Origin of the sequence: Streptococcus dentapri (assembly GCF_042649885.1) — a bacterium.
Lineage (GTDB): Bacteria > Bacillota > Bacilli > Lactobacillales > Streptococcaceae > Streptococcus > Streptococcus dentapri.
In genome coordinates, this window is sequence record NZ_JBHSAC010000018.1 from 48,149 (window position 1) to 73,231 (window position 25,083).

A 25,083-nucleotide genomic window follows, 5' to 3' on the forward strand; every position below is an offset into this window, starting at 1 on the left:
AGTCCTTAAATTTCTATACTAAACTAAAAATCGGCATAAAACCGATAATATTATACCAAAAAATAGCCATCTTTGCGATAGGCTAAGAATTTAATTTTATCTCTGAACAATCCAACCTTGCCAGTTCATCAGCATAGAGTTGATTGGTCTGCGGATCCTTCAAATCAGCAGTTAATTCTAGTAGAGGCACCAAAACAAAGGCTCGCTCCTTCATGTAAGGATGAGGGAGCGAGAGTTGCTTGGTATTGATAATAAGCGAACCATAGAGCAAGATATCAATATCCAAGGTACGCGGTCCCCAATGCTGCTGGCGAATGCGACCTAACTTATCTTCAATCTGCTGACAGAAGATGAGCAGCTCTTCTGGTGCTAACTGGGTTTCTAGTTGACAGGCTAAATTAAGAAAATCAGCTTGCTCGGTTACCCCCCAAGCAGGTGTCTCATATATTGATGAGCTTTTGACTAAAACAGTCTGCGGAAGCTCCGCTAAATGAGCCAAAGCTGCCTCTAAATAACCCTTGCGATCACCAATATTAGAGCCCAAACTTAAATATACCACGGTCATCTATAACGCTCCAATTCAATACCAATACTATCATAATGTCCAGGAATTGGAGGATTTTCCTTGGTGATTCTAACTTTGATTCCTTGAATAGACTCAAATTGATCCAGCAAATTTTGACAAATAGCGCCAGCCAAGCGTTCAAGCAGCTTGTAAGATTGACCTTCTACCTGGTGTTTAATCGTTTCAAAAACCAGACCATAGTGGACTGTATCAGCTAAATTATCAGAATAGGAGGCCTTACTTAAATCAAGGAACAACTCGGCGTCAACCGTAAAAACCTGTCCAAGACTCTGTTCCTCAAACAGAGCGCCATGATAACCGTAAAAACGGCAACCATTAAGAATAATTTTATCCATGTTCTACCTCATATCAACTGACTGATAACCTTGACAAGATCACGATTGGCCTCAACATTGTGGACCCTTACCATTTGGCAACCTTTAATTAAAGCATAAACCGAGAGGGCTGCTGTTCCCATATCACGCTCCAAAGCCTCAGTATTACCTCCTAAAAGATAGTCAACAACTCGTTTACGTGAGATGCCAAAGAGTACCGGATAACCTAGCCGTGTCACTCGATCCAATCCCTTGAGCAAATCTAAATTCTGTTGGGCATCTTTGGCAAAACCAAAACCAGGGTCCAGCCAGATATTTTCCTTGGCTACGCCAGCTGCCAAGGCAGCTTGAGCTCGCTCTTGCAAGAAATGACAAACTTCTTGGGTGATATCTTGGTAATTCTCATCCTTTTGATTGTGCATGAGAATAATGGGCACATTAGCCTGAGCTGCCAAAGTCAACATTTGGCCATCATAGAGCCCTGCCCAAACATCGTTGAGAATATCAGCACCAGCTTCAAGAGCGGCTTTAGCTGTTGCTGTTTTATAGGTGTCAATACTGACTAAGATATCGAATTTTTCCTTAATAGCCTTGATGACAGGGACAATCCTTGCGATTTCTTCTTCTTCAGTAACAAAATCTGCCCCTGGGCGTGTAGATTCACCTCCTACATCAATCACAGCAGCACCCAATGCAATCAACTCTGCCGCCTGCTCAAGGGCGGCTTCCAAGTCGACATAAAAGCCACCATCTGAGAAAGAGTCGGGGGTGACATTGAGCACCCCCATGATACAAGCTTTGCCGGCAATTTCAAATTGACCAATCTTCATTCTTATTTCTCCTTAATAAGGTTGAGGATTTCTCGACGCTGTTCTCTATCTTCTTTAAAGAGACCTCGTGTAACTGTTGTTACTGTCTTACTGCCGGGCTTTTTTATCCCTCTCATAGTCATACACATGTGCTCGGCTTCTACCATAACAAAAACGCCACTTGGACTGAGAGCTTCCTCCAATGCATCAGCGACTTGGGCAGTCAGGCGCTCTTGAAGCTGGGGACGTTTGCTAGCTACTTCAACCGCTCGAGCTAATTTACTCAGACCCGTCACCCTTCCCTGACTTGGGAGATAGGCTACATGTGCTGTCCCATAAAATGGTACCAAATGGTGCTCACACATGGAGTAAAAGGGAATATCCTTAACGAGGACAAGCTCCTCATGCTCTTCTGTAAAAACAGCAGTAAATTGTCTCTTGGGATCCTGTTCTAAACCGGAAAACATCTCGGCATACATTTTGGTCACGCGCTTTGGCGTATCTACAAGCCCCTCGCGTTTGGGATTTTCTCCGACAGCCTCCAACAGTTGGTAAATAGCTGCTTCTGCTTTTTTTTGATCTATCATAGTCTCCTCTTGAAAATCGTTAGTCGCTTTTCATTATACCCTAATTACAGCCACTTTTCAAAAGCCATTGGCGAACTTGGGAAATGAAATAAAGCGAACCTGTTATCACGTAAAAATTTTTAGAATCCCTGCAGTAGGTCTCATTCAACCAAGTCTTAAAGTCAGCTACCTTAGCATAAGCGCTCGGGTAATCGGCTAAAGCCACACTATTAGGGTAGTCAAAGCTGGTAACCGACACAGTACCAAGTTTAGCTAGCTGGTCCAACATGTCAGTAATGGGCTTGCTGTTGATGGCAGCAAAGAGAAAATGGATGGTTCTCCCAGCATAATCCTTCTGCAAGAGATTAACTAATGCTTGGATACTTTCATTATTATGGGCGCCGTCTATCATCAAATTGTCGGCCATAAGCTCTGTTCGCCCCAACCAGAACGCTTGAGCCAGCCCCTTTCGAATAGCTTTGTCGTTAATTTGGGGATAGTCTGCTTTAAGCAGCAAGGCCGTCTGGATAGCCAGAGCGGCATTACCCAACTGGTGTCTGCCCGGCATAGCGAGCTTTAGATTCGTCAAACTGTAGTCAGCTGAATGAAAAGTCAGATTCGTTTGGACTTCTTCTATAAAAAAATCCTGGCCAAGCTCATAGAGTGATGATTGAATTTCTTGCGCTTTTGCCACGAAAACCTGCCTAGCTGAAGAATCAGTTACCGAAAAGATCAAAGGCTCTCCACCTTTTAAGACATCAGCCTTATGGGCTGCAATCTCCGCATAGGTCTGACCCAGTATGGATTGATGATCCAAGCCAATAGATGGGCAAACAATCGCCAGCGCCTTAAAAATATTAGTCGAATCATCACGACCCCCAAGACCAGCCTCTATAAAAGCGATATCAACAGGATGCAGACGGCCGAAATAGACAAACATGATCAAAGTGATAACTTCAAATTCAGTTGCTGATTTCAGATCTGTTTCCAAAGGTAGACGCTCAACAACGGGCTTAACTAGTGAAACGCAAGCCAGCAAATCCTCTTTTGATATCATCCTACCGTTGAGTGAAATACGTTCCCTAAAATCCATAATATAAGGCGAAATGAAGGTACCAACTTCATAACCAGCCTCCGAAAAAATATGTTGGAGATTATTGACAACCGAGCCCTTACCATTGGTTCCCACAACATGGACTCCCTTGAGGTTTTCTTGAGGATTGCCTAACTGTTCTAGCATCCACGTCATGCGTTTAACACCAGGTTTAATACCAAATTTTAACTTACCATGAATCCAGTCCAAGGCTTCTTGATAGTTCACATTTCTTTCCTTTCCGCATCTTTTATAACTCGATAGAATAAGTATAGCATAAAATATAGGGGAAAAGAGGCTAGGAATCTTTTCCTACCTTCCGCTGCTTATTATAGAGTAAAACTTGTCTCAAAACAAAAACAATAATAGCGATCCAAATAAAAATCAATCCTGTTAGCTGTTCCTTGCTCAAGTCTTCCTTAAAAACAAAGAGGGCAATCAAAAGCTGAATTGTAGGGTTGAGATACTGGATAAAACCAATGAGATTTAAAGGTGCTCTCTTAAGAGCTTCTGCATAAAGTAAGAGTGGGATAGCCGTCACAATACCTGACATAGCTAGCAGGATATTCTCTGACAAACTATAATCTAGTGGACTTTCTTGATTAAAGAAAAGTAAATAAATAAGAACAAAAGTCAGAATCACTCCTGCTTTAAAGAACAGAGCTACATCGCTGGATAGCTTGGTTCCTTTTTTAATCAAACTATAAAAGCCAAAGCTAAAGGCTAAAACAAGTGCAATAACAGGTAGTTGCCCCGTCTGTATCAGCAAAAGAACAACTCCTAAACTTGCTATTATGACAGCTAAGCTGGTTGCCGGCGTCAGACTCTCTTTTAAAAAAACCAAGGCCAACAAGACCGACACTAAAGGCATCATATAATATCCTAGACTAGATTGAGTCGCATAACCGTTAGTAATCGCATAGATATAGGTAAGCCAATTGAGCGCGATCAGAAGACTCGCCAACAAAGCTCTGGCAAAGCCTAGTTTATCCATCGCTAAATTTTTCAATTCCTTACTAAAACGACCTCCACTTCTGGTCACCATCATGTAGATTAACATTGTGATAACTGTCCAGATAATACGATAAGAAAATGTACTGTAAGCATCGACACCTGACAACAACTTCCAATAGAGCGATAGAAAGGCCCAGAATAAATAGGTTGCTAGCCCCAACAAAAGTCCCTTTTGCTTCTTAGTCAAGGCGAACCCCCTTCTTATCCAAGGTCAGGATAAGTGTATCGCCATCAAGCCCCAACTCAGAAATTTCTTCCTTAATCGCTTGACTAATCTCTCTAGGAGCTAAGGTCATCACCGTTGGACCCGCACCAGATAGATAGGTTGCATAAGCTCCCATCTCTTTAGCTATCTTTTTGATGGGCTCTACCTCTTTAACCAACTTCTGCCGGTACAGCTCGTGGAATTTATCCCCCTCAATCGCACGTCCCGCCACGACCAAGTCACCTGACAGCAAGGCCGCTATTGCTACATTGGCAATTGAGGACGCAGCCACAGCCTCCTTGTAGGAAAGTGTGTCAGGTAAAACATCGCGACTATCGCTAGTTTTTAGCTGATAGTTGGGAATAAAAGTTACAAAATCACATTCGGGAAAATCAGCAACAACACTATCCACTTGCCCCTCAACATAGCTGGAAATCACTAGATTACCGAAAATAGCTGGCGCAACATTATCAGGATGCCCTTCTATTTCAGTAGCAATAATCAGCTTATCCTCGTTAGAAAGTTTGAGGTCAGCCAACTGATTAGCCAACTCAATACCAGCAACAATGACTGAACTAGACGATCCAAGTCCTCGAGCCAAGGGAATGTCGGAAATCATTTTAATACGATGGGGTTGCAGGTCTGATTGAACTTGAAGAGCTGTAGTAATTAGTAGATTATTTTCATCAGTTGGGATATCAGCCAAATCATGGATAATTTCCCATTGATTAGTCGGCTCTAAAATCTGGATGCTAAGGTATTTAGACAGAGCTAGGCCGATCGAATCAAACCCCGGTCCGACATTTGCCGAGGTTGCTGGAACCGTAATTTTCATATTAGTCTCCCAATACTTTAAAGCTGTTAATCAGGGTGAAGTCAGATTCCGCATTCAATTTAGCCGTTACATTGCTTAATTGTGTCAGACTAAGAGCATGCGTAACGATAACGATATGGGCTTTTTGACCATCACCTCTTTGTTGCAATACCTGTGAAAACGAGATATCTTCACCATTAAAAATTTGTGCCAGACGCAAAATTTGTCCTTTTTTATCGGGAACATTCAGTGAGAAATAATACCCGCTCTTAACATCAGCAGGATCAGCCAGTTTAGCTGGGCGGTTATATTCATTGAAGGCTTTACCCACATTAGCATCAGTCAAACGACGACCGATGCGAACAATATCGGCGACGACTGATGTAGCTGTTGGTTTTTGACCGGCACCTGGACCGTAATACATGGATTCACCGATACCGATAGATTCTACAAAGACAGCATTCATAACACCGTTGACACTAGAAAGTGGATGTTCTTTGGGTAAGAAGGTTGGGGAAACCTGAGCAGAGATACCCGACTCAGTTTCACGCACATCTCCTACCAATTTAATGACATAACCCAATTCTTGCGCAACCGCTACATCATCTGGAGTAATGGTCGAGATTCCTTGATGGCTGACATCATCAAAATCAATAGTCATACCAAAACCGAATTGACTAAGGATTACTGCCTTATAGGCTGCATCAATACCTTCGACATCATTGGTTGGATCACTTTCAGCATAACCCAACTCCTGAGCAGTCTTGAGGGCCGCTTCATAAGTCCAACCTTCATCAACCATTTTGGTCATCATAAAATTGGAAGTCCCGTTTAGAACACCTAAAATACGAGTTACTTTATCAGAAGTCAATGAGTTAGCTAGGGTACGCAGTATTGGAATGCCACCGGCTACCGCCGCCTCGTAATAGAAAGCCACTCCTTTTTCTTGGGCTAGGGCAATTATTTCCTTACCATGAGTAGCAATCAAGTCTTTGTTGGCTGAAACCACGTGCTTGCCAGCTTCCAATGCCTTAGTAATAAAGGTCTTGGCAGGCTCGATGCGCCCCATCAATTCAACCACAATCTGAATATCGGTATCATTGACAATATCGTCAATATTGGTGATAAAGTTATAGTCGTTACCCGCTGCCAAAAGACGATTTTTTTCTTCATCATCCTTTACCAAAATCTTAGCAATTTCAAAGTCTGATTTAGCCGCAGCAGTAATCTTCTCACTATTTTCTTTCAGTAAAAATGGGATCCCACTTGCAACCGTCCCAAAACCGAGTAAACCAATTTTTATCGTCATCTTCGTCTCCTTGTTAAAATAAGAAATATAGTCTTGTTCATTATATCAAAAACCTTTTGGAAGTTACAGAAAATATACATTTATGCTATAATGCAACTAGCAAAAAACGAATATTAAAGAGGAATTTAATGGTATCTTGGACGGGATTCTCCAAAAAGATCCCAGCTGAACGCTGGGATCATCTGGAAAAAAATCAAATCATATCAAAAGAGGGCTTACAAAGACTGACCCAGCAGAACCTCCTGCCACTGACTACGGCCAATCAAATGGCCGAAAATGTCATCGGGCGACTAGCACTACCACTGAGTCTTGCTCCTGATTTTTTGGTCAATGGTGAGGTCTACCACCTTCCTATGGTTACCGAGGAACCATCAGTTGTTGCGGCAGCCAGCTATGCTGCTAAACTTATCAAACGCTCGGGTGGTTTTACCGCTGCTGTTCACCAACGACAAATGATCGGCCAGATCGCTCTCACCGGTCTTGTTGACCATGAAAAAGCTAGGCAGACAATCCTCAAACAAGAAGATGAACTACTTGCAGCTGCCAATGCTGCTCACCCTTCTATTGTGAAGCGCGGTGGCGGAGCGCGTGAGATTAAGGTAGAAATCAATGAAAAATTCCTAATCGTTTACCTAAGTATTGACACACAGGAAGCTATGGGAGCTAATATAGTTAATACCATGATGGAAGCCATCACTCCTAATCTAGAGCAACTCACCGGTGGACAGAGCCTGATGGCTATTCTTTCCAACTATGCTACCAATAGTCTGGTCACCGCCCAATGTGCGGTCGACCTACGCTATCTAAGTCGCAACAAGAAAGAAGCACAAATATTAGCACAAAAAATAGAACTTGCCTCCGAATTGGCCCAGGTCGACCCTTATCGCGCCAGCACACATAACAAGGGGATTTTCAATGGTATCGACGCCTTAGTAATTGCGACAGGTAACGATTGGCGGGCCATCGAGGCCGGCGCCCATGCTTATGCTGCTGCCACTGGTAGCTATCGTGGTCTTTCTCAGTGGATCTTTGATCGGGAGGCCAATCAGATCATAGGTAGCTTGACTTTGCCCATGCCGATTGCGACTAAGGGAGGATCAATCGGTCTCAATCCCAGTGTTCAACTGGCTTTTGATCTTTTAGAAAATCCAGATGCTAAAACCTTGGCCGGCTTGGTTGTCTCTCTAGGATTAGCTCAAAATTTCGCGGCTCTCAAAGCCCTGGTAGGATCGGGTATTCAAGCTGGCCACATGAAACTACAAGCTAAATCACTAGCCCTGTTAGCTGGCGCTACAGATCAACAAGTTCCTCAAATGGTCAGTCAACTTTTGCAAGAAAAGCATATGAATCTGGAAGTGGCACAGAAAATTTTAAAAAATTTAGACTGATCACTAAAAAAACAACAAACAGAAAATGGAAACATTTTTAGCTAATGTTAGTCCCATCATCAGACAAGCACCGCCTAAACTTATCAAACTCATTCCTTTTATCTGTAAATCTTTAGTTGAAGATACTTCTGCTTTCTTCATAATCCCCTCCTAATCCATGTCTTCAAAGAGAAAAACGTCTTCAATCGTTTTCCCAAAATACTTGGCTATCTCATGGGCCAATTCCAGTGACGCATTATAGCGACCTTTTTCTAGAGAAATAATGGTCTGTCGCGTCACATCTAGCGCATCTGCCAACTCAGCCTGACTAATCTTGTTAGCCTTGCGCAGTTCTTGGATTCTCGTTTTCATTGCACTCCTTTCATTTTTTAGAAAAGCTAAGCTTTATAATCTTTTGTCTGACAAATTATACAACACTGCTACTTCCTCCTGTTTTATGTCTAGTTTGCTTTACATTTTTTGTCAAGCGAATTTTACATTTTTATAAAATTTTTGTTGCTGACTCTATAATACCTGTAGTGGGTGAATCCACTTTGGAAATTGTGGAGCTTTTTGAGTCTAACTAAGCATATTAAGATTAGTATGTTTTAGGTGCGAATCGCAAAATGAAGATGAGCATCACAAAATAAGGGGAAACGGCCTTCATTAATCAAGACTTTAAGAGACAAAAGAAAGAAAAAAGAGAACCAATCTGATTCTCTCTCATGTTTAATTTATAAGTCACTCTTTTAAGTTATGGATTAAATTATCCTCGGTATTAACCGCACCAGTTGTAATCCTTCTAATTGGCAAAGATAAACTGAGTTAGAGAGTTCCACTATATCACCTACTCGTCTTTTATCCTGTATTTTTATTTTAATAAATTCAGGAGTTCTCTATTCTTTTCCTCGAAATAGCGGAATTGCTCTTCTTCAATTTCATATACTTCAGCCAATAAATCATGCATCGCTTTAATTGCTTTTTTTAATTTTGAACGATTAACCTGATTGTTATCCATCTCTGATAAACCATGTGCAACAATATTACGCATTTTATTTAATGCCAAAACTGGATTAGCATATTGGACAAATGAATTATTTGACTCTAGGCAGTCAATAATATTCATATAAGAATGGATATTTAGTGTTGAATGAATATCATATGGTCTATCTGGATTATAGCTATCACCCAATTTTAATCTAAACTTTTCGCTGATAAACGCATTAACTTTAGCAGCCAGCTCGTGTGTCTCGTCAACTGTTGGTCTACCATCTTCTTCTATAATGAGATTAGGATAATGTTGCTGGATATAATCTTGTAGAATAAATTCAACCAATGATTTTGACTTTATCAAAACATCTGCTACCATATCTCTACGATTCAGAATATCAATCAGTAGAAAATGATTTAAAGCCTTAAGCTCCCCTTCTCTTTTTCCGTGATCTCTTGCAAATAAATCGTCCAAATATTTTTGGTATTTAAAAGATTGCGTCAATTTTTCAAGCTGACTATTCATCTTTTTTTGTTTTGATTTTGAAATTAAATTGGCATTTTCTTTTTGCAACATAAGATTATAAGCACCTTGATAGTCGTATTTACGAATAAGTTCCCTCAAATTTCGTTTGACTAATAGCTGATTAAACTTTTCTGATTTTTCTTCAATGATTCTAACCTCATGATTATCCTGATTATCATAATTTTCTTCAATTAAAACTTTTATATCTTTAGAATCATCCGGATTATTTCTATTTGAGCCTTTTACTGGTGTGGGAACCTGTATTGCCTTTATATTTAAATCATTAATTTTATTTATTGCAAACATGGCTGAAATAATCTGTGGAGTAGAACTTGATAAATTCAACAAGAATTCATCATCACCACTGGTATATCTGCTAATTATTTCCGATAATTGTTCATACATTTTATCAAATCGATACACATCATCATCTAATAATAGTTTAGATTCAACTTCAATCTCAGGATGATAGTTAGGAATTGATAAAATTGCAGCCTTAAGACGCTCCTCTTTATGGAGCATCCCCTCGCTAAAAATCAAAACAATCTTATCTGGTCTGTAATATCTTGAAATATGCAATAAAGGACCGTCATGACTGCCCCTGATAGGATCTGTATCCCCGACTGCAGAAATTAATACTTTCATCTTATCTCCTATAGTAATTCTAAGCAGCTTTGATTGAATTCATCATAAAATTGACACATTTGATTTGTGATTGCTGTGTTTTCAATAACCAATGCCTTCACATTTTTAACCGCTTGTCCCAAATCTTTAATAGTTTCAGAATCAAGTTGATCAAGACTGTGCGCCACTGCATTTCTTGACTGATTTAGTGATAATACTGGTTTTATTAGCTTTTGAATTGACCACATTTTATGTTCTTTCAACAATCTCTTGTAATCAAACAGATTTAGGTAATTCTTATTTTCAGTATCACAGTAAACTGTAACGGCATTCGGAAATTCTTTTGTAATCAGATAATCTAACAAATATTCCGTCAAACTTTTCATCCTAATCAGACTTTCAGATAGATTTCCTCGCTTCTTTTGTAGGTCTATCAATAAATAGCTATTTAAGATTTTCTTTTCCTCATCATTTATTTTTTTCTTTTGAATGCCTTTTGGAAGTCCTTGCGTATTATGCGATTTGACAATATCTTGTAACTTGTCTTTTAGGGTATTAGACTGAGAAAATTCGGCCTCCTGCTCCAGCATATCTAAGGCAGCTTTATAATCATAATGAGTAATCAGGTTTCTGAGGTTTCGTTTTAACAATGCCAAGCCAAATTTCTCCGCTTTGTCCTCAACCGTTCGATCTTCGTAATCAGCTTCATTATCAAAATTATATTCAATCAAATCATGAATATCTTCTTTGTTGGCATGGGGAATTTCTTCATTAGAACCATGGACTGAGCTAATCACCTGAACAGCCGTGACATTCATATCATTTAAGCGGTTTGCAACGAAGAAAGCGGATTTAACCTGAGGTGTTGCACTTGATAAATTAAGAATGAGTTCATTGTTCTTATCCAAATAAGTTTGGATAAGAGAAGAAATCTTATCATACATCGTATCAAAATGATAAATCAGTTCATCAGATAGAATTTCATTATGTGTGATGATTTCCGGTTGGTATTGTGGAATTGACCAAATAGCCAATTCCATCTTGTCTTTTTTTGCGATGGTCCTCTCTGAATAAATGATGACAATTTTATCAGGTCGGTATTTCCTTGCAATATGCAATAAAGGGCCGTCATGAAAATCTCTGATTGGATCAGTATCCCCTGTTGCTGAGATTAAAACTCTCATCTAAATCTCCTTTATCATAAAACATGCTTTTCCCATTTCGTAAAGATGTTCTGTATTCTTTACTAGGGTTTTGCCCTCATTATAAGTTCTTTGAGGTGCTTTAGTTAGTTTCACTGCACCTTTGCCAATCATCTTAGTTGTCAGCCTCGCATAGCGTTTTTGAACAATGCCATTAGCCTGATGCATAACCGTTTTTGTCCAAACACCGCTGCCAGCTCCCAAATAAATGGGATACTGAATATTGGACTGGATATAGTCTGGCTTTGATTTTTCCTCTAAAAAGAATGTCTTGTAGTCTTTATAGAATTCATTAGCATAGCTTGCAAAGTCTGAAATCAAGCCAGCAGCTCTCTCAGAGGTTGTGGTGATGGTAAAAGACAGGCGAGTAAACGGTGTCAATGATTCCCTAAAAAGCGGCAAAGGCTTCAAAGTTTCTTTCTTAGAGGTAACACTGTAATCCCATTTCTGAACAATGAGAAGGTTTTCATTATCTAGTGGCTGGCTGTCACTGACTCGAATGTCATGGAAAATATCATCTAAGACTTCTCCTTTTTTAGGTCCCCAAGGAATAACACTTTTATTCTCCTTGGATTTACCGTTACTTCGAACTACAAAATCCTTGTCCTTCCACTCTGTATTCATCAAAATCGTACGAATAGCACCTTTTAGGGAAGAACCTGGAACGTAGGGTTGACCTAAACCGTCTCTGATAAATTTAGAGATATCATTTAAGGCTCCAGGTGTTGATTTTTCCTTTTCAAATCCTGTCTCCTTAAGGACATAGCCACCAAAATCTCTCGTTTGAATACGATTATCATCCAAAAATTGATTTAAACGATTGGTCTTGTTTTTGGGATTAATTAGAAAACGTTCGTATTTTTCAGCCAACCCTAGTTTTATCATTTCTTGATAGAATTTTCCCATGTCCGGAAAATAGTAGCCTTTATTTTCATATATAAACTCACGAGATGTGTACTTCTCACCGCTGCCAATATGGATTGGAGCTAAAGCAATGACATCCATTTGAAATTGTCTATAAGAATGTTTCATACTTAATCCTCCAATCGATAAAATAAAGGTTTAGCATAGTTCCACACTGGATGAGGAAAGTCATTTGGTCTAACGTCAACAATCTGACCTTTAAAGGTTTGTTGGAAAGTAGAGCCTGCCTTAAACTTATACAAATCTTGTTTTCTGAAATTTTCCTCTAAGTCCTGACTAAAAGCAAAACCACTCGATTTTTTCAGCAGATATTTTGCACCTGTCATAGCTTTTTCTAATTCATCATCAAAGGGCAAGCTGGTTGTCAAAGCCATGACTAATCCTGGATGATCGTTCGTCAATCTAGCTTCCAATTCACTAGGAAGGTCTAAAATTTTTAAATCAAAACGACCATAGCCACTGGTGCGCTTACCACCTAATCCGGAAAACTGTAGAGAGGTCATCAAATCATCAAATAAATTTGATTGGCTAGCAATAATATATAAAGAAATACCTTCACTGCTTGGGACAGTCACACCAACTTGGTAAAGCGCTCCATCTACATGAGGTCTATTTTTGGTTACAATAAACTGTTCTGAATGCTTTTCGCTTTCAATGATATCGCCTTCTAAGAAATCCGCCAAGAAGTCATATTCCATGAAATCAAGTTTCTTAGTCTTTTTAGCTTCTTGACGCAAGGTGACTGCATCTTTGGTTTGGTCAAATTTCTCGTATGAAGGAAAACCGATTGGCTTTGGCAAAAATGGAGCTAAATTATATGGAAAGGCATCTGTCAAGGCAAAAGCATCTGACTGAGCAAGCTCCATCCATTGGTCTAAGCGATTGGACTTCTTTGCTTCCAAAACAAGAGCTGAAAAAAGACGATCAGCTGAAAAAGTCAACTCTGAAAGCTCCAAACTGCCCCCACCAAAGTGAGCCGAATCAAATTGTAATTGGTAAAGTTTATAGGTCATATCAGACCTCCTCACCTAATAGGGCGTTGATTGCCGCTACATCATAATCTCCATATACCGTTTCTGCTTTTAAATCTTTAAAGGACACCTTACCATAACCACGGCTGCCAGAGCCTCCTAGATAATCCATTTCTAGCAGGTGAATACCGTCTCGTAAAATAGCTATATCTTCTGAAACTTGGTCAATACTTTTATCTGTAATCTCATAAATCACTTCAAAGCCAAACTCACTAGTTCGAATAGCTCGTTCAATCTGACGGGGGTTTGCTTCAGCTGTAATACGGTCAATCGTATTTTCAAATTTTACTTCCGTATAGCTGTGAACGCCTCTATTATCCAAATCCTTTTTATTGGTCAAAAAAACATCACGAAAGATTAATCGTCCAACCTTAAACTCTTCCTTCTTGCTGTTGCCAAATAAGCGGCTGATTTTGTCGCTGTCCTTGCCTAAATCACTACTGGTATTGTTATTATAATCAGTTTTTGATAGTAAGGCGCGCATTTTACCTTTAAGACTAGAGCCGGGAATAATCGGCAAATGAGTCACTGGATCTTTAATAACAGGAGAATCAACAGACCCAATAGCAGCATAAGCACTACTTCCGCCAATGTGTAAACCGCTATCTAAATGCAGTGTTGCAGAAATTTTTACTTTTGCATATGTCATTAATCTCTTCCTCCATAAAATTTAAAGTAAGCCACCAAAGCTTCCATATAGCGGCAAAAGCGTTGTAAGCTCGGAATATCCTTAATTTCTTTTAAAATTTCCAAAATTTGGGCATTTTCGACCAGCTCTTTAACAGGAAAGTAATCCTTTCTTTGGTTTTTATCCCTAACTGAATTGCGCCCCGATTGATAAACAAACTGGACTCTAAGATAAGCTAATTTATCACTAAGTTCCTTGAATGTTTTGACATTGCTTTCATCAAATAAAGAACTTGTCAGTGACAAAAGATTTCTGATTTGGCTAGTTGTTAAATAATAAATCGGTTCCCCATTTTTATTTGACTTATAAGAAAGTCCCTTAATCACTCTTTCTGCTTTGTCAACATAGTTTTCATCGGTTAAAATCGCCATGCTATTTTTCCTTTCTTGTTTCATAGATATAAAGTACTAGTGCCAGCTCCGCTTCTTTCTTAACCTGTTTACTTCCAGTAGCCCATTTAAAGAACTGCGTTTTAAACTTCTTAAAAGCTTCCTTATTTTCCTGCTTTGTAGCGTCCTCCATACGGGAAAGATAGTAAGCTAATCTGGCAATATCCATCTTATCCTCACTCTTCACTAGCTCCAGCAATCGGTAAGCAAAGCCTTTTCCTTTCTCGTCTTGCTGATTAAAATACTGGCGAATAAACTGCAGTTTATCTTCATAGACATCCTCTATAAACTCATCGAATTGAAAAACAAAATGATCATTAAACAAAGCAATGCTGTCTTTATCATTATCAGGATTATCTTTAGCAGCTTCTTCTAGTTCACCACTAATGCGAGCCATAAGGCTAACGGGCGTCTTATCCGTAAACAAACCAATACCTGCAGACAGGGTCAGCTTCCCATTTGTCCATTGGATAAATTGCTGTCTAAGTTCAACGGTGAAATCAATAATATCCTGCCAAGTCCCAATAGCAAATACATCATCGCCACCAGAGTAAATAATGGAAAGTTTCCTATCTTGAGCAAATTGATTGATATAAACTTTAAAAAACTGAGTCATAGCGCGAGAAAAGGTAGCTGTTCTAGAAAAGGTATTAAATTTTCCATTATCCTGATAAGAAAAGCCCGCCATAAAACCTGCACCCAAATTATCAACATCCAAACGGACAACTGCTAAGCGTTTTATCCCTGCTTTTTCACCATTATCTAATAAGGTTCGTGTAGAAAGCTCTGCAAATTGGTCAATGGTAACAACATTTCCCTCCGTATCTTCGTAAGCGTAGTCTCCAACAAAAATATGAGTTTACAAAACCTGACCGGTTTGAAAATCATTTTTACTATAAACCTTGCCCTCAACGCCTGACTTTATCTTTTCTTCATTAACGGCTGTCAGATAAGCATTGGGGCCGATTGGAAGACCTTGTGTTTTTGATGAAATCTTAAAATGAGTTTGACCTATTTTTTTAGCAAACTGTCGCAACTCATCACATATTGGACAGAGCACTTGATCATAACTCTCTCTTAACTCGCCAACAGCATGGCAAATAGCGCATTCTCTTCCTTCTTTCTTACCACCTCGATTTAGAAGCAACAAGGTTTTCCAATCGTAGCGAGCTAACTTTTTATCTGAGATTTGCCGGCTAGCCCTTTGATAAATGGCTCGGTAAGCTAAGGCTGAATGGCTACCACTCATAATATCTATCGCCGCAAATTCGCTCCAACCAAAAGCTACATAAAGCCCAGTTTGAAAATGCTGTATCAAAAATTGATTAAATGATTTTTCAAATTTGCTCACCGTAGTTTTAGTATGTTCTGTGTTTGGGAAGACAAAGTAGGCATGTCCGCCACCAACATACATGAGATTAGCGCGGGTCAACTCTAGCTCTGACAGTAAACTATCAACAATATGCTCACTCATAAAATCAAGATAAAGACTGCGTGCCTTTAACTGTTTTGCAGCACCTTTGGTGGCAATATTATAAATAAAATTCTGAATACCAGACAGGTCAAAACTTGTCAGTAAAAAGGCCTTTTCCTGATAAAATTTTTCACTTTTGACAAATAATTCCTGTTTGAAGTCTGTTCGTCCAGCATCCATTAAATAGTCATAAATAGCTGCTCCAAAACCAGTTGTTAATTTGCTATGCTCATAAAGCGAAATATCTGCCATTTCCTTGGTATTTGTAGAAGCTGGTACAAATGACAAGGTGGCTTCCATAAGATTTAAAGCGGAGTTGATATAGTTTTCATCAAAGGCAGTGACCTCAACAGCTGACTCTACCCGATTAAGAATACCTGCATAAGCCCCCTTTGAAAATTTACTGTTCTTTGGACTTGGCATGTTAGGAGTATCTTTAACATTGAGTTCTTTTGGTTGATAGTAACGCTCTGTTCTTGCCCTTCCAAAAGTATTGAAGATGTCTGCCTGATTAGTATAGGTATCCCAAATTTTTTGAGAAACACCTTCATCTACTTCTTCTTGGCTATTTCTCCTATCCACACCTGAAGCAATATTATCCGCTAAATAGGTAATATAAGCTAGATTATTGGACGCTAAGTCTGACTGATAATTCGCCATATGATACCGAATTTGCTGTGAAATAGCTTTATTATTTGAAAACTGTTCAAACCAATCAGCTCCAATAAGAGCATGTTTGCGACGTTCACCTGTTGCTCTTTGGACAAGTTTTCCAATATCGTGAAATAAACCGCCATAGAATAAATCAATTTTTTCTTTCTTCAATACGCACACCTCCCATGCCCATACTTGTTTTGATACCAACTCCAGAAAATTCACTAAATGCAATCATCAATTTCACAAACGCCTTTAAAGTTGATGCACCATAGACTTTTATTGTCAATTTCCCTTTAAAAGCTGGTATTTTATTTCTGTGAACGGCAAAATAACGCGTCTGCAACTGATAACTGGTTATTTTAGAATGTTCAACTAAGTAGTTTAATAGATTTTCATCAAATGTACTTATGTCCGGAAAAAGTCTACCATACTTTTGCATGAAGCTCTGAAAAATCAGTTTAACTGTCGGAAAAATAACATATTGCCCTGCAGATTTAAAACTAGTGGGCGATACAAATCTTATCGTAAATGTCGCTTGGTCACAGTCGGCATTAAACATCTCAACTAACTGTTTCGTAGAAAGTGACTTAACTTCTATCTTCTCAATCTCAATCAACTTTTCATAGGAGTCTAGTTGAATAGTCTCTAGAGAAAGTAAACGGTTTTGTAACTTGTCACACATATCATCTGTTAAGAGATTAACAGTCCAAAACTGCTGCTCTCCAACAGTTTGAACCATTAGGGAATATGGATTTGTTTCCAAACGATGCAGCTGCTCTCCATCTTCTTTTGGTAATTGACTTAATAGAAATCCCTGAAATTTTACAGCCAATTCTTCAGAACTTAAACTTGTTTTTTTAAAGGAAATGGTTATCTGTTTCATTATTAAACACCTAAAAAGACGCCCTAGGTTGAAAAGTACTTTTCACCAACAAGGCGCCCTTTTTTCTTATGTAATTATACTTAATTTACACTATTTTTATCAAAAAATCAAGTGAAGCCACTCAATTTCCGTCCCCTTACGAGGTGGAGGGGGTACTAATTCCTAGCAGTTGCTCTATTCTTGAAGCGTAAACTTTTCAGTTTCCGTCCCCTTACGAGGTGGAGGGGGTACTAATAGCATATCTTGTGGCTGCTTTTCCCCTCCCTACTATATCTAGGAAAATACAGTTGAAACATCCGTACTTAAGTTTACCATTTTTAGTGACCAATCTCAAATTAAAGGAAAATCTGTATTTCTTCGCTTTTAGCACCACAGTATTCATTAAAAATCACTTGTCCATCATTATAAACCTTATAAACCGAAATTTGATCTCTCTCAGTCTCATCATAAAATTCCTGAAGCGCCCTTATTAGCTTTTTATAAATACTCTTGGTTACTGCTATTTCAAAACACGAGCGCTGAACACGAATTCCATACGCCTCAAGCAAACGAGATAATTTCACCCTCCGCTTATTGCTAATAATATCATAAATCACCAAACAAAAAACGTCCTGTGTTCTAGCAAAAGCCAATTCATCCTCATCCAAATTAAAATAAAGTCCCATTTTCATTAACCTGTATAACTTCTAATATATAACTCCGGTTTATTTTCCTGAAAAGCCTTAATTAAAGATAAAATTTGCATATCTGCCATGTAGATAAAACTATACCTTTTTCTGTCCTCTTCAATAAAAGAATGAATTTCTAACATACGAGACGAGAGAGCTTTCAAAAATACTTTGCGACCATGTTGGGTCAGATAAACACCGCCAGCACATTCTTCAAAATCTTTCAAGGTCAACAAACCATCTCTCAGTATAGTCATAACAGTATTATCGACAATGATTGGACGCCACTCTTCCATCAAATCACTTGCTAATGTCGCATGATGATGTCGGTCATCATGAATCATTCCAAAACCTTGACTTAAGCCGTTCTTTCGAATCATTCCAATCATAAAACTATATAAAATACTGTAGCCGAAATTGAGCAAGGTATTAAAACAATCTTTTGCCGGTCTACGGGAACGGCCATAAAAACGAAACTGACTGGGTGCTAACAAGTTCAAATAATAAAAATAGGATTTAGCACACCTTCCTTCAAATCCCATCATCTCAGCAATAGTAACTGCAGTTTCTAGTTGCTTCAAGGAGTTGTTAAACCGCTGATAGTCTTCTTGACTTAGCATTTTATCTTCATCAAAGGCTTTGAGCAAATGAATCTGGTGTTTCATTTTAGTTGATAAAATCGACCGTGCTATCTCTAGTCTGAAAACATCATCAAAATGAGACTTGGCTTGATACTTCTGCTTCTCAAAATCTGCCTCTCGCATTGTATCAAGAAAAGAAATAAACCGGCCTTCCGTCGTAAAGTAAAACACATTAACTTTTTTTAAGGCAAGGCGTCTGATGAGCTGAGTAGTCAGCTGAGATTGGCCAAAAATCAAGATATTATCTATCTTATCTAAACCTACTTCACGAACAATCTCTTTTTCCTCATTTCGCACAATTATCTTTTCATTATGCAATGACAGATGCAACTGCGAGCCCTGTAAATAAATATCTGACATATCCACTCCTTAAATTTTGATAAAGGAAATTATTATATCACCTACTCGCTTTTTGTCAAGAATAATATTATATTTATTTGCTAAGAGCGTTTTATGATGTCATAGTTTTGATTAGTGTGTTTTCCCTTTAGAAAAATATCTTCTAAGGACTTTGCCTTCAATCTGACTCTATTATTAGCAAAGGCTAAGGTAGGGATATTCCCTATCTTGTCATTAAACTTTTAATGATTTGAGAGGTTATTAAATCGAGATCTCGCTTTTCGTCATTCGTATTGATATTAAGTAAAAAGCGTTGTATGTAATATACCATCGATATTAAGCCAAATTCTTAAGTTAATAACGACAAAAAGCCATCTATTAAGATGACTTTCTAAAAATTTCAGGATTAGCTATCCTTGCGACGACGCTTAATCAACATCAGATCAGTGCAATCGCTGAGACAATACCAACCAAACCTGCTACGATGGAGGCATTAATTGTTTTTTCACCTGACTCAAAGGAAGGACCTAAAACTTCTGAAGCAGTTGGTTCAGTAGGCTCCACTTGAGGCGTTGGCATTACCGGCTCTGTTGGAACATTTGGTTGATCAGGTACAATCGGTGTTGATGGCTGAGTTGGTCTTACAACTTCTTCTGGCGTTTCATTTTCTACGAGATTGGTAACATACAGCATATCCCAAATATCAAGGCTTGGAAGCGTAACAGATAGCTGATAGCAGTTAGTTGCCTTTCCAAAGCTAATTTTTGATAAAGAGATATCTCGCCCATCAGGGGAGGCTAGGTAAACACGAGCATTGGTTGCTTGTTTTTCAGTCACACCCTGCTTTAACAGAATACTTACCTTAATATTTTGAAGGGGCAGGATTGTTTGTATTGTTATTCCACTTGTTATCAGCATTTATGAGATTGATCAGATGGACAACTTGGTCACCCTTACTCGTTTCTTTCGAGAAGGTGTAAACCTTGTTAGATTAGCCAGCCGCTGAACCGATCATTTCGTCCTCTGCATTCGTAATGTTTGCAGTTTGCGGCACCTCACGTAACCCTTCACCGCGCAGTAATCTATGTTATAATTCCTTGTTCTCATGCCACTTCAATCAAGTGTAAATCTGACTTGTCGCTCTTAATTTCTTAGATTTCTTTGATCTATGTACTTTTTTGACTATTTTGACCAATTAGTTTAACATGTTTATCCAATAGTTTATTAAATACCGAAATCATCCGTCCGATAAAGAGGGCTGAAGCAACGGTCCCAATGCCAAATCCTAGCAAATGGTGACTGAAAACCCAAGAGATGATGAGCGACAGGGTCACCACACTACAGTCAAAAAAGAGCTTAGCCTGCCCAAACTCCCTGTTTAGGACTTGGGCTAATGTATTGACAATCCCATCTGGCGGATTGAACACTAGATCCATAGTAACCACAAGATAAGCACCAAAAGCAGTCACGATAATAGCTAGCGCTAGGGAAAAAAGCGACCAAAACACATTAGATGGCACAATATGCAAGAGTTGATCGAAGAAATCCACAATCCCTCCAAAGAGGAAGGAAAAAGGGATTTGCAAGATCATCTTTAAGGTTAATTTTTTTAGCAAAATCGCCTGACTTACTATATAAATAATATACATAGCCATTGTAGCTTGCCCTAAGGTCAAGCTGCTAGTGCGGCTCAACACATAAGGCAGCGATGAAATAGATGAGACGCCTAAAGCTGTTTTGGTATTTACAACAATCCCAAATGCCAAGATTATAACACCAAAGCAAAAAACTACTAATCGTTTAAGCATGGAACCCTATTTCTAATATCATTTTTAATCTTCTTCATTTGTGCAATGACTTTTTGATACAGATAAAAGATTTTTTAGGGCAGTGTTTAAGACTACCCTTCCCATCATGTCCTTATCAACATAGCTAAACCATAACGTTTTTATTTCACCTGTTGAAGCAAAGACCAAATCCATCCAGCCCCATAGGGTATAGCCCATGAGGTCAACACCTTCTAGATAGCCTCCCCCAATTTGATTGGCAGCCATAGGCTCCACCTCGTAAAATCATCTCTTAATCGTGTCACAAAGTCATCCTTTCTTTACTCATAACCGAAAAGCTGGGACTAGCCCAGCTTTCTGCTTTTAATTTTCTTTATACAAGAACAAGGTTAACACAAATGATGTTACTAAGGAAATCACTAAACCGGCAATTGCCACATAGAAATAATAGAGTGTATTGCCACCAATGTAGCTGGCAATCGTCAAAAGACCTGGGGAGCCACCTGAGAAGTTACGGGCATTAAAGATGCCAAGGAAAAATCCTGCAATACCACCAGAAATCATGGTACTAATTAAAGCGGCTTTATTTTGTAAAGTCACCCCATACAAGGCTGGTTCAGTAATCCCGAAAACTGCTGTGATACCAGCAGATGATGCCAAGGCTTTTTTATTAGTATATTTTGTTTTAAATGCGATAGCTAGTGCTGCGCCACCTTGGGCAACATTTGAAGCCAGCATTCCTGGCTGAGCGACCGTGTCATAGCCCAGAGTCATACGGTTATTGATTCCAATAGAGACCAAGCCGTAGTGGGTGCCAGTCATGACCAAGAACGGTGAGATAATACCAACAACAGTAGGCACAACCCAAGGTCCGAAGTTTTCCAACCACATGAAGAATGATCCTAGCCATGTCCCTACAATGGAGCCAATTGGCCCTAAAATGAAGAAAGTAACTAGTGCCGTAATAAGAACCGTAACCAAAGGGACTGAGAAAAATTTGATGGATTTTGGTGAAATATGATCTGCAAAACGTTCCACATAAGACATAAACCAAACACCCAAAATAACCGGAATAACTGTTGAAGAATAGGTCGCCGCATAGATTGGCAAACCAAAAAGATTGATACTGCCCCCAGACTCTTTAACGGTTGTTACCATAGTTACAAAGGTTGGGTGGATCAAAATAGCTCCCACTAACATTCCAAGATAAGGATTTGCCTTAAATTGCTTGGCAGCTGTTCCACCAAGAAATACTGGTAAAAAGTAAAAGGCTGCATCACCAATAAAATTTAGAATTTGATAGCTTTGATCATCTGCGGTTACCAGCTTGAAGACAACCAACAAAGATAAAACTGCTTTAATCATACCAGCAGCTGTGATAACAGGTAAAATTGGTGTAAAGATTCCCGATATGGTTGCCATGAGTTTTTCGATCCAGGTTTTGTGCCCTTTTGCCTGCTCAGCTGGTGTTTTATCATCTGGGCTAAGTCCTATGATCTCCGCCAAAGGTTGATAAACATTCGGCACATCTGGGCCTATAACCACTTGATATTGTCCCCCATTTTGAACAGCTCCCATGACACCTTCCAAGGCCTTAATCTCATCAGTTTTAGGTTTGCTTTCGTCTTTCAAGACAAATCGCAATCTTGTCGCGCAGTGCGTCAGACTGGTGATATTTTCTTGCCCCCCCGACTAATTCTAGAATAGTCAGTGCTAATCTTTTATTGTCCATAAGTCACCTCACTAATTTTTCTTTAGGATAATTCCTAACCAATTATATCATAACAGAGTCAGGGTCAGAATGAAACCTTATTTTTGTAAACACTGTTTACAATTTGTTAGAATCATGTTCAGACGAAAAAACATTGTTTTCAAAATGCGATTGATTCAATATACAGATGGGAGCTATACATGCTTATTAAAAAATTGAATATCGTTTAAAGCCAAATAGTCTTGAAAGGCTTATTTTTAATTGGAGACGTCCAATCCCACTTGATTGACCACTTGAAGAAGAAATTACTATAAATTCTCAACACCTTCAAAGCTGAAATTATCGTCCCAACTCTTAAGCAAGATCAATATTCACTAATTCTTTTCAACTAGGTTGAAAATCAGATCCCACAGGCAAAATCTCTAGTCCAAAATACTTCCGAGACCTTCACAGAAATTTTGCAAACTCCAATTTTACCTACTTTTCAACTTTCCCATTAGAAGATTAAAGCTGCTTGGAAAGACTAGTTTTAACTGGGTCCGCCGCTAACTTTCGCTATAAAAAACATGCCCCAACTGGCTTTTCTAACCGAGGCATGTTCTTTTATAAATGATGTTTTTCTTATTTCAGGTTTTGCAGCCACTTAGCTATCAGATCCTCGTTGTCACCTTTGAGGGTAAAGTAAGATCCTCTGATAGTCCCTGCGAGCTTAGATTTTTGACGGGCAAATTTGAACTCATTAACCAACTCTGCTGGAATCTCCATGCCATCTGACAGCTTCAGCCCAACAGCTCTCTTTTTAGGATTATCCAATTCGTAAAGAACATTGATAGCTAAACCATCTTCGTAGAAAACGTGGGTCCAGAGAATTCTATCTTCAAGAAAATGCTGGGCAATTTCCAGCGGTTTAGCAGAAAAAATCAGACCACGCTCACGCTCCAAAAGCGCCTCAATATCTGACATCAGCTCTGCTTTTGTCAAAACAGGGAAGGTTTCAAATTGAACCTTGAATTTATTCCAAAAGTAGCGGGCTTCATTGGCACGAAGACCAGCAAGCGCCTCAGCAACTGGTGATCTTTCAAACCCAGATGTTGACACTGTCTTAAAATCAATAATCATACTTAAATTCCCTTAACCGCAAAATAATGACCGCTTGGATTGGCAAAGTTAAAGTTAGGAAAAGGCTCACTATTAATCTGACTAGCTGTATCCGTAACTGCTGCGATACGAGCTCTAAGTCCTTCGATATCAGTCGTTTCAAAAAGAACGCTTGGCTTCATATCAATCACCTCCGGCGATACCTGATAGATAAACTCTTTAGAATAAACCGTGAAGGTCAGGCTGCTATCCGCATGAGGCCTCATATCGAAAGTCTCAAAGCCCATCATTTCAGTCTTGTTAAGAATCTCAAAACCAATCGCTGACCAAAAATCGCGCTCAGCTGCTACATCTTCTACATAAAGCATGATAGCTGTATTTTTTGAAAACATGACTTCTCCCTAAAATGACACCGTCTCAGACACGAAGCCTTCAACCTCAGTATTGATTTGCCAGGTCATACCGAACTTATCCACCACAATACCATAGGCCGGACTCCAAGGTGTTTCTTGTAAAGTCAGATCAATTCGCTGTGCTCCTTTTTCCAACTTTTGGAAAATAGCCCGCGCCTCTGCCGCATCATCCAACTGAATACAAGCTGTCATATTCATCCCTTGAACATAAGGATGCTCAGAGCCATTGTCAGACAGTTGCAGACGGATACCACCAATATTTAAATTAGCGTTTAAGACCAAATTTTTATTGTCCTCAGGTGTATCAGGAATAGCCTGACCAAAAGTCGTGCAAGATACAACTTCTGCATTAAAGACATCTTTGTAAAAGTCCACAGCTTCCAAACCATTATTATTGGTAACCAAATAGAGTTCCAGTGATTTAATCATTCATTTCTCCTTTTCAATTATTCCTCCATTTTACCGTCTTGGCAAGGAAAAGGCAAAGAATTGGTTCGGTAGGTATTCTTTGTCACGTTGTAAAAAATGACTAAGCCTCCCCAAAATCATATAAACCTCGGAACACTACTCTACCCAAGCTCATGATAAATGGTTTGCTAACTCTTGAAGTCTAGGTATTGATTTTTGGTTTTAGGATAAGGCATCAATCTTCTTTTTTTCTGTGAAAGTAGGAATGGTTTTTCCTCATGAGCGTCTATTAGCGATTTCATCAAGTGCGGCATTAACTTCTTCAAATGGATAGACGCTATCATATAGAAAGGGGTATCTCTAATTGGCTAAAGATACCAGTGATTTCTTGCAGTTGCACTCTACACAAATGAAGTCATAATGGACACATACTTAGCGACTATCTTGTCAAACTTGCATCCTGCTAGACCAAAAAGAACTTGCCTCCATTTGGAAGATTCATACGTTTGGCGAAACTGCCATCTGTCTATAGCAACTCTGCTATTTAAAACCA

26 protein-coding genes and 3 pseudogenes are annotated in these 25,083 nt (G+C 39.0%); 1 reads left to right on the forward strand and 28 read right to left on the reverse strand.

Going from position 1 to position 25,083, the window contains the following annotated elements:
• Positions 1-82: 82 nt before the first annotated feature.
• The 8 genes from folK to ACFOSE_RS02085 form a co-directional block, all read right to left on the reverse strand.
• Positions 83-565, reverse strand: a complete 483-nt coding sequence (gene folK / locus ACFOSE_RS02050; RefSeq protein ID WP_380429837.1) for a 2-amino-4-hydroxy-6-hydroxymethyldihydropteridine diphosphokinase — start codon at positions 563-565, stop codon at positions 83-85.
• On the reverse strand, positions 562-921 hold the full coding sequence (folB, locus tag ACFOSE_RS02055; RefSeq protein ID WP_380429839.1) for a dihydroneopterin aldolase: 360 nt from the start codon (positions 919-921) through the stop codon (positions 562-564). The genes folK and folB overlap by 4 nt, the downstream gene beginning before the upstream one ends.
• 8 nt (positions 922-929) lie before the next feature.
• Positions 930-1,730, reverse strand: a complete 801-nt coding sequence (gene folP, locus ACFOSE_RS02060) for a dihydropteroate synthase (RefSeq protein ID WP_380429842.1) — start codon at positions 1,728-1,730, stop codon at positions 930-932.
• 2 nt (positions 1,731-1,732) lie between these two features.
• Positions 1,733-2,296 (reverse strand): GTP cyclohydrolase I FolE, encoded by a 564-nt coding sequence (folE, locus tag ACFOSE_RS02065; protein ID WP_380429844.1) that lies wholly within the window; start codon positions 2,294-2,296, stop codon positions 1,733-1,735.
• Positions 2,297-2,336: 40 nt separating this feature from the next.
• Complete coding sequence (locus ACFOSE_RS02070) at positions 2,337-3,596, reverse strand: bifunctional folylpolyglutamate synthase/dihydrofolate synthase (protein WP_380429847.1); 1,260 nt, start codon at positions 3,594-3,596, stop codon at positions 2,337-2,339.
• Positions 3,597-3,666: 70 nt separating this feature from the next.
• Complete coding sequence (gene rarD / locus ACFOSE_RS02075) at positions 3,667-4,569, reverse strand: EamA family transporter RarD (protein WP_380429849.1); 903 nt, start codon at positions 4,567-4,569, stop codon at positions 3,667-3,669.
• Complete coding sequence (gene thrB / locus ACFOSE_RS02080; RefSeq protein ID WP_380429852.1) at positions 4,562-5,422, reverse strand: homoserine kinase; 861 nt, start codon at positions 5,420-5,422, stop codon at positions 4,562-4,564. The genes rarD and thrB overlap by 8 nt, the downstream gene beginning before the upstream one ends.
• Position 5,423: 1 nt before the next feature.
• A complete protein-coding gene (locus tag ACFOSE_RS02085) occupies positions 5,424-6,710 on the reverse strand; it encodes a homoserine dehydrogenase (RefSeq protein WP_380429854.1) in 1,287 nt (428 codons plus the stop codon).
• Between the two features lie 128 nt (positions 6,711-6,838).
• Here ACFOSE_RS02085 and ACFOSE_RS02090 point away from each other — a divergent pair, with 128 nt between their 5' ends.
• A complete protein-coding gene (locus ACFOSE_RS02090) occupies positions 6,839-8,098 on the forward strand; it encodes a hydroxymethylglutaryl-CoA reductase, degradative (protein ID WP_380429856.1) in 1,260 nt (419 codons plus the stop codon).
• Positions 8,099-8,101: 3 nt separating this feature from the next.
• On the opposite strand, the gene ACFOSE_RS02095 is transcribed toward ACFOSE_RS02090, so the two are convergent.
• The 20 genes and pseudogenes from ACFOSE_RS02095 to ACFOSE_RS02190 form a co-directional block, all read right to left on the reverse strand.
• Positions 8,102-8,239, reverse strand: a complete 138-nt coding sequence (locus tag ACFOSE_RS02095; protein ID WP_380429859.1) for a hypothetical protein — start codon at positions 8,237-8,239, stop codon at positions 8,102-8,104.
• 9 nt (positions 8,240-8,248) lie between these two features.
• Entirely contained in the window at positions 8,249-8,449 is a 201-nt protein-coding gene (locus tag ACFOSE_RS02100; protein ID WP_380429862.1) for a helix-turn-helix transcriptional regulator, read from the reverse strand.
• A gap of 499 nt (positions 8,450-8,948) precedes the next feature.
• Positions 8,949-10,238, reverse strand: coding sequence for a type III-A CRISPR-associated CARF protein Csm6 (gene csm6 / locus ACFOSE_RS02105; RefSeq protein WP_380429865.1), 1,290 nt, complete (start codon positions 10,236-10,238; stop codon positions 8,949-8,951).
• Positions 10,239-10,246: 8 nt separating this feature from the next.
• A complete protein-coding gene (gene csm6, locus ACFOSE_RS02110; protein WP_380429868.1) occupies positions 10,247-11,401 on the reverse strand; it encodes a type III-A CRISPR-associated CARF protein Csm6 in 1,155 nt (384 codons plus the stop codon).
• Complete coding sequence (gene csm5, locus ACFOSE_RS02115; RefSeq protein ID WP_380429871.1) at positions 11,402-12,451, reverse strand: type III-A CRISPR-associated RAMP protein Csm5; 1,050 nt, start codon at positions 12,449-12,451, stop codon at positions 11,402-11,404.
• Positions 12,452-12,453: 2 nt separating this feature from the next.
• Positions 12,454-13,356: a type III-A CRISPR-associated RAMP protein Csm4 gene (csm4, locus tag ACFOSE_RS02120; protein ID WP_380429874.1), complete on the reverse strand. Its 903-nt coding sequence runs from the start codon at positions 13,354-13,356 to the stop codon at positions 12,454-12,456.
• A gap of 1 nt (position 13,357) precedes the next feature.
• Complete coding sequence (csm3, locus tag ACFOSE_RS02125) at positions 13,358-14,023, reverse strand: type III-A CRISPR-associated RAMP protein Csm3 (protein WP_380429877.1); 666 nt, start codon at positions 14,021-14,023, stop codon at positions 13,358-13,360.
• On the reverse strand, positions 14,023-14,433 hold the full coding sequence (gene csm2, locus ACFOSE_RS02130; RefSeq protein ID WP_380429880.1) for a type III-A CRISPR-associated protein Csm2: 411 nt from the start codon (positions 14,431-14,433) through the stop codon (positions 14,023-14,025). The genes csm3 and csm2 overlap by 1 nt, the downstream gene beginning before the upstream one ends.
• A gap of 1 nt (position 14,434) precedes the next feature.
• Positions 14,435-16,750, reverse strand: a pseudogene (gene cas10, locus ACFOSE_RS02135) (type III-A CRISPR-associated protein Cas10/Csm1).
• A complete protein-coding gene (gene cas6, locus ACFOSE_RS02140; protein WP_380429883.1) occupies positions 16,731-17,465 on the reverse strand; it encodes a CRISPR-associated endoribonuclease Cas6 in 735 nt (244 codons plus the stop codon). The pseudogene cas10 and the gene cas6 overlap by 20 nt, the downstream one beginning before the upstream one ends.
• Before the next feature lie 335 nt (positions 17,466-17,800).
• Positions 17,801-18,130, reverse strand: coding sequence for a CRISPR-associated endonuclease Cas2 (gene cas2, locus ACFOSE_RS02145; RefSeq protein WP_380429886.1), 330 nt, complete (start codon positions 18,128-18,130; stop codon positions 17,801-17,803).
• A gap of 5 nt (positions 18,131-18,135) precedes the next feature.
• Positions 18,136-19,134 carry a CRISPR-associated endonuclease Cas1 gene (cas1, locus tag ACFOSE_RS02150; RefSeq protein WP_380429889.1) on the reverse strand — a complete coding sequence of 333 codons (999 nt, stop codon included), beginning with the start codon at positions 19,132-19,134 and terminating at the stop codon, positions 18,136-18,138.
• Between the two features lie 417 nt (positions 19,135-19,551).
• Positions 19,552-20,047 (reverse strand): annotated as a pseudogene (locus ACFOSE_RS02155) (glycoside hydrolase family 66 protein).
• A gap of 232 nt (positions 20,048-20,279) precedes the next feature.
• On the reverse strand, positions 20,280-20,921 hold the full coding sequence (locus ACFOSE_RS02160) for a YczE/YyaS/YitT family protein (RefSeq protein ID WP_380429892.1): 642 nt from the start codon (positions 20,919-20,921) through the stop codon (positions 20,280-20,282).
• 24 nt (positions 20,922-20,945) lie between these two features.
• A complete protein-coding gene (locus tag ACFOSE_RS02165) occupies positions 20,946-21,167 on the reverse strand; it encodes a hypothetical protein (protein ID WP_380429895.1) in 222 nt (73 codons plus the stop codon).
• A 96-nt stretch (positions 21,168-21,263) separates the two neighbouring features.
• Positions 21,264-22,532, reverse strand: coding sequence for a PTS transporter subunit EIIC (locus ACFOSE_RS02170; protein ID WP_380429899.1), 1,269 nt, complete (start codon positions 22,530-22,532; stop codon positions 21,264-21,266).
• A 700-nt stretch (positions 22,533-23,232) separates the two neighbouring features.
• The gene (locus tag ACFOSE_RS02175) at positions 23,233-23,730 is read right to left on the reverse strand and encodes a phage tail protein (protein WP_380429902.1); all 498 of its coding nucleotides are present in this window, start codon (positions 23,728-23,730) and stop codon (positions 23,233-23,235) included.
• Between the two features lie 2 nt (positions 23,731-23,732).
• Positions 23,733-24,101 (reverse strand): glyoxalase, encoded by a 369-nt coding sequence (locus tag ACFOSE_RS02180; RefSeq protein ID WP_380429905.1) that lies wholly within the window; start codon positions 24,099-24,101, stop codon positions 23,733-23,735.
• A gap of 9 nt (positions 24,102-24,110) precedes the next feature.
• The gene (locus ACFOSE_RS02185; protein WP_380429908.1) at positions 24,111-24,551 is read right to left on the reverse strand and encodes a VOC family protein; all 441 of its coding nucleotides are present in this window, start codon (positions 24,549-24,551) and stop codon (positions 24,111-24,113) included.
• Positions 24,552-24,806: 255 nt separating this feature from the next.
• Positions 24,807-25,053 (reverse strand): annotated as a pseudogene (locus tag ACFOSE_RS02190) (NADP-dependent oxidoreductase); the annotation flags it as partial.
• Between the last annotated feature and the right edge of the window lie 30 nt (positions 25,054-25,083).

Bases quoted from the DNA above. Each gene is read 5' to 3' on its own strand.
- folK (WP_380429837.1), bottom strand. From the start codon at position 565: ATGACCGTGGTATATTTAAGTTTGGGCTCTAATATTGGTGATCGCAAG.
- folB (WP_380429839.1), bottom strand. From the start codon at position 921: ATGGATAAAATTATTCTTAATGGTTGCCGTTTTTACGGTTATCATGGC.
- folP (WP_380429842.1), bottom strand. From the start codon at position 1,730: ATGAAGATTGGTCAATTTGAAATTGCCGGCAAAGCTTGTATCATGGGG.
- folE (WP_380429844.1), bottom strand. From the start codon at position 2,296: ATGATAGATCAAAAAAAAGCAGAAGCAGCTATTTACCAACTGTTGGAG.
- thrB (WP_380429852.1), bottom strand. From the start codon at position 5,422: ATGAAAATTACGGTTCCAGCAACCTCGGCAAATGTCGGACCGGGGTTT.
- ACFOSE_RS02085 (WP_380429854.1), bottom strand. From the start codon at position 6,710: ATGACGATAAAAATTGGTTTACTCGGTTTTGGGACGGTTGCAAGTGGG.
- ACFOSE_RS02090 (WP_380429856.1), top strand. From the start codon at position 6,839: ATGGTATCTTGGACGGGATTCTCCAAAAAGATCCCAGCTGAACGCTGG.
- ACFOSE_RS02095 (WP_380429859.1), bottom strand. From the start codon at position 8,239: ATGAAGAAAGCAGAAGTATCTTCAACTAAAGATTTACAGATAAAAGGA.
- ACFOSE_RS02100 (WP_380429862.1), bottom strand. From the start codon at position 8,449: ATGAAAACGAGAATCCAAGAACTGCGCAAGGCTAACAAGATTAGTCAG.
- csm6 (WP_380429865.1), bottom strand. From the start codon at position 10,238: ATGAAAGTATTAATTTCTGCAGTCGGGGATACAGATCCTATCAGGGGC.
- csm6 (WP_380429868.1), bottom strand. From the start codon at position 11,401: ATGAGAGTTTTAATCTCAGCAACAGGGGATACTGATCCAATCAGAGAT.
- csm5 (WP_380429871.1), bottom strand. From the start codon at position 12,451: ATGAAACATTCTTATAGACAATTTCAAATGGATGTCATTGCTTTAGCT.
- csm4 (WP_380429874.1), bottom strand. From the start codon at position 13,356: ATGACCTATAAACTTTACCAATTACAATTTGATTCGGCTCACTTTGGT.
- csm3 (WP_380429877.1), bottom strand. From the start codon at position 14,023: ATGACATATGCAAAAGTAAAAATTTCTGCAACACTGCATTTAGATAGC.
- csm2 (WP_380429880.1), bottom strand. From the start codon at position 14,433: ATGGCGATTTTAACCGATGAAAACTATGTTGACAAAGCAGAAAGAGTG.
- cas6 (WP_380429883.1), bottom strand. From the start codon at position 17,465: ATGAAACAGATAACCATTTCCTTTAAAAAAACAAGTTTAAGTTCTGAA.
- cas2 (WP_380429886.1), bottom strand. From the start codon at position 18,130: ATGGGACTTTATTTTAATTTGGATGAGGATGAATTGGCTTTTGCTAGA.
- cas1 (WP_380429889.1), bottom strand. From the start codon at position 19,134: ATGTCAGATATTTATTTACAGGGCTCGCAGTTGCATCTGTCATTGCAT.
- ACFOSE_RS02160 (WP_380429892.1), bottom strand. From the start codon at position 20,921: ATGCTTAAACGATTAGTAGTTTTTTGCTTTGGTGTTATAATCTTGGCA.
- ACFOSE_RS02165 (WP_380429895.1), bottom strand. From the start codon at position 21,167: ATGGCTGCCAATCAAATTGGGGGAGGCTATCTAGAAGGTGTTGACCTC.
- ACFOSE_RS02175 (WP_380429902.1), bottom strand. From the start codon at position 23,730: ATGATTATTGATTTTAAGACAGTGTCAACATCTGGGTTTGAAAGATCA.
- ACFOSE_RS02180 (WP_380429905.1), bottom strand. From the start codon at position 24,101: ATGTTTTCAAAAAATACAGCTATCATGCTTTATGTAGAAGATGTAGCA.
- ACFOSE_RS02185 (WP_380429908.1), bottom strand. From the start codon at position 24,551: ATGATTAAATCACTGGAACTCTATTTGGTTACCAATAATAATGGTTTG.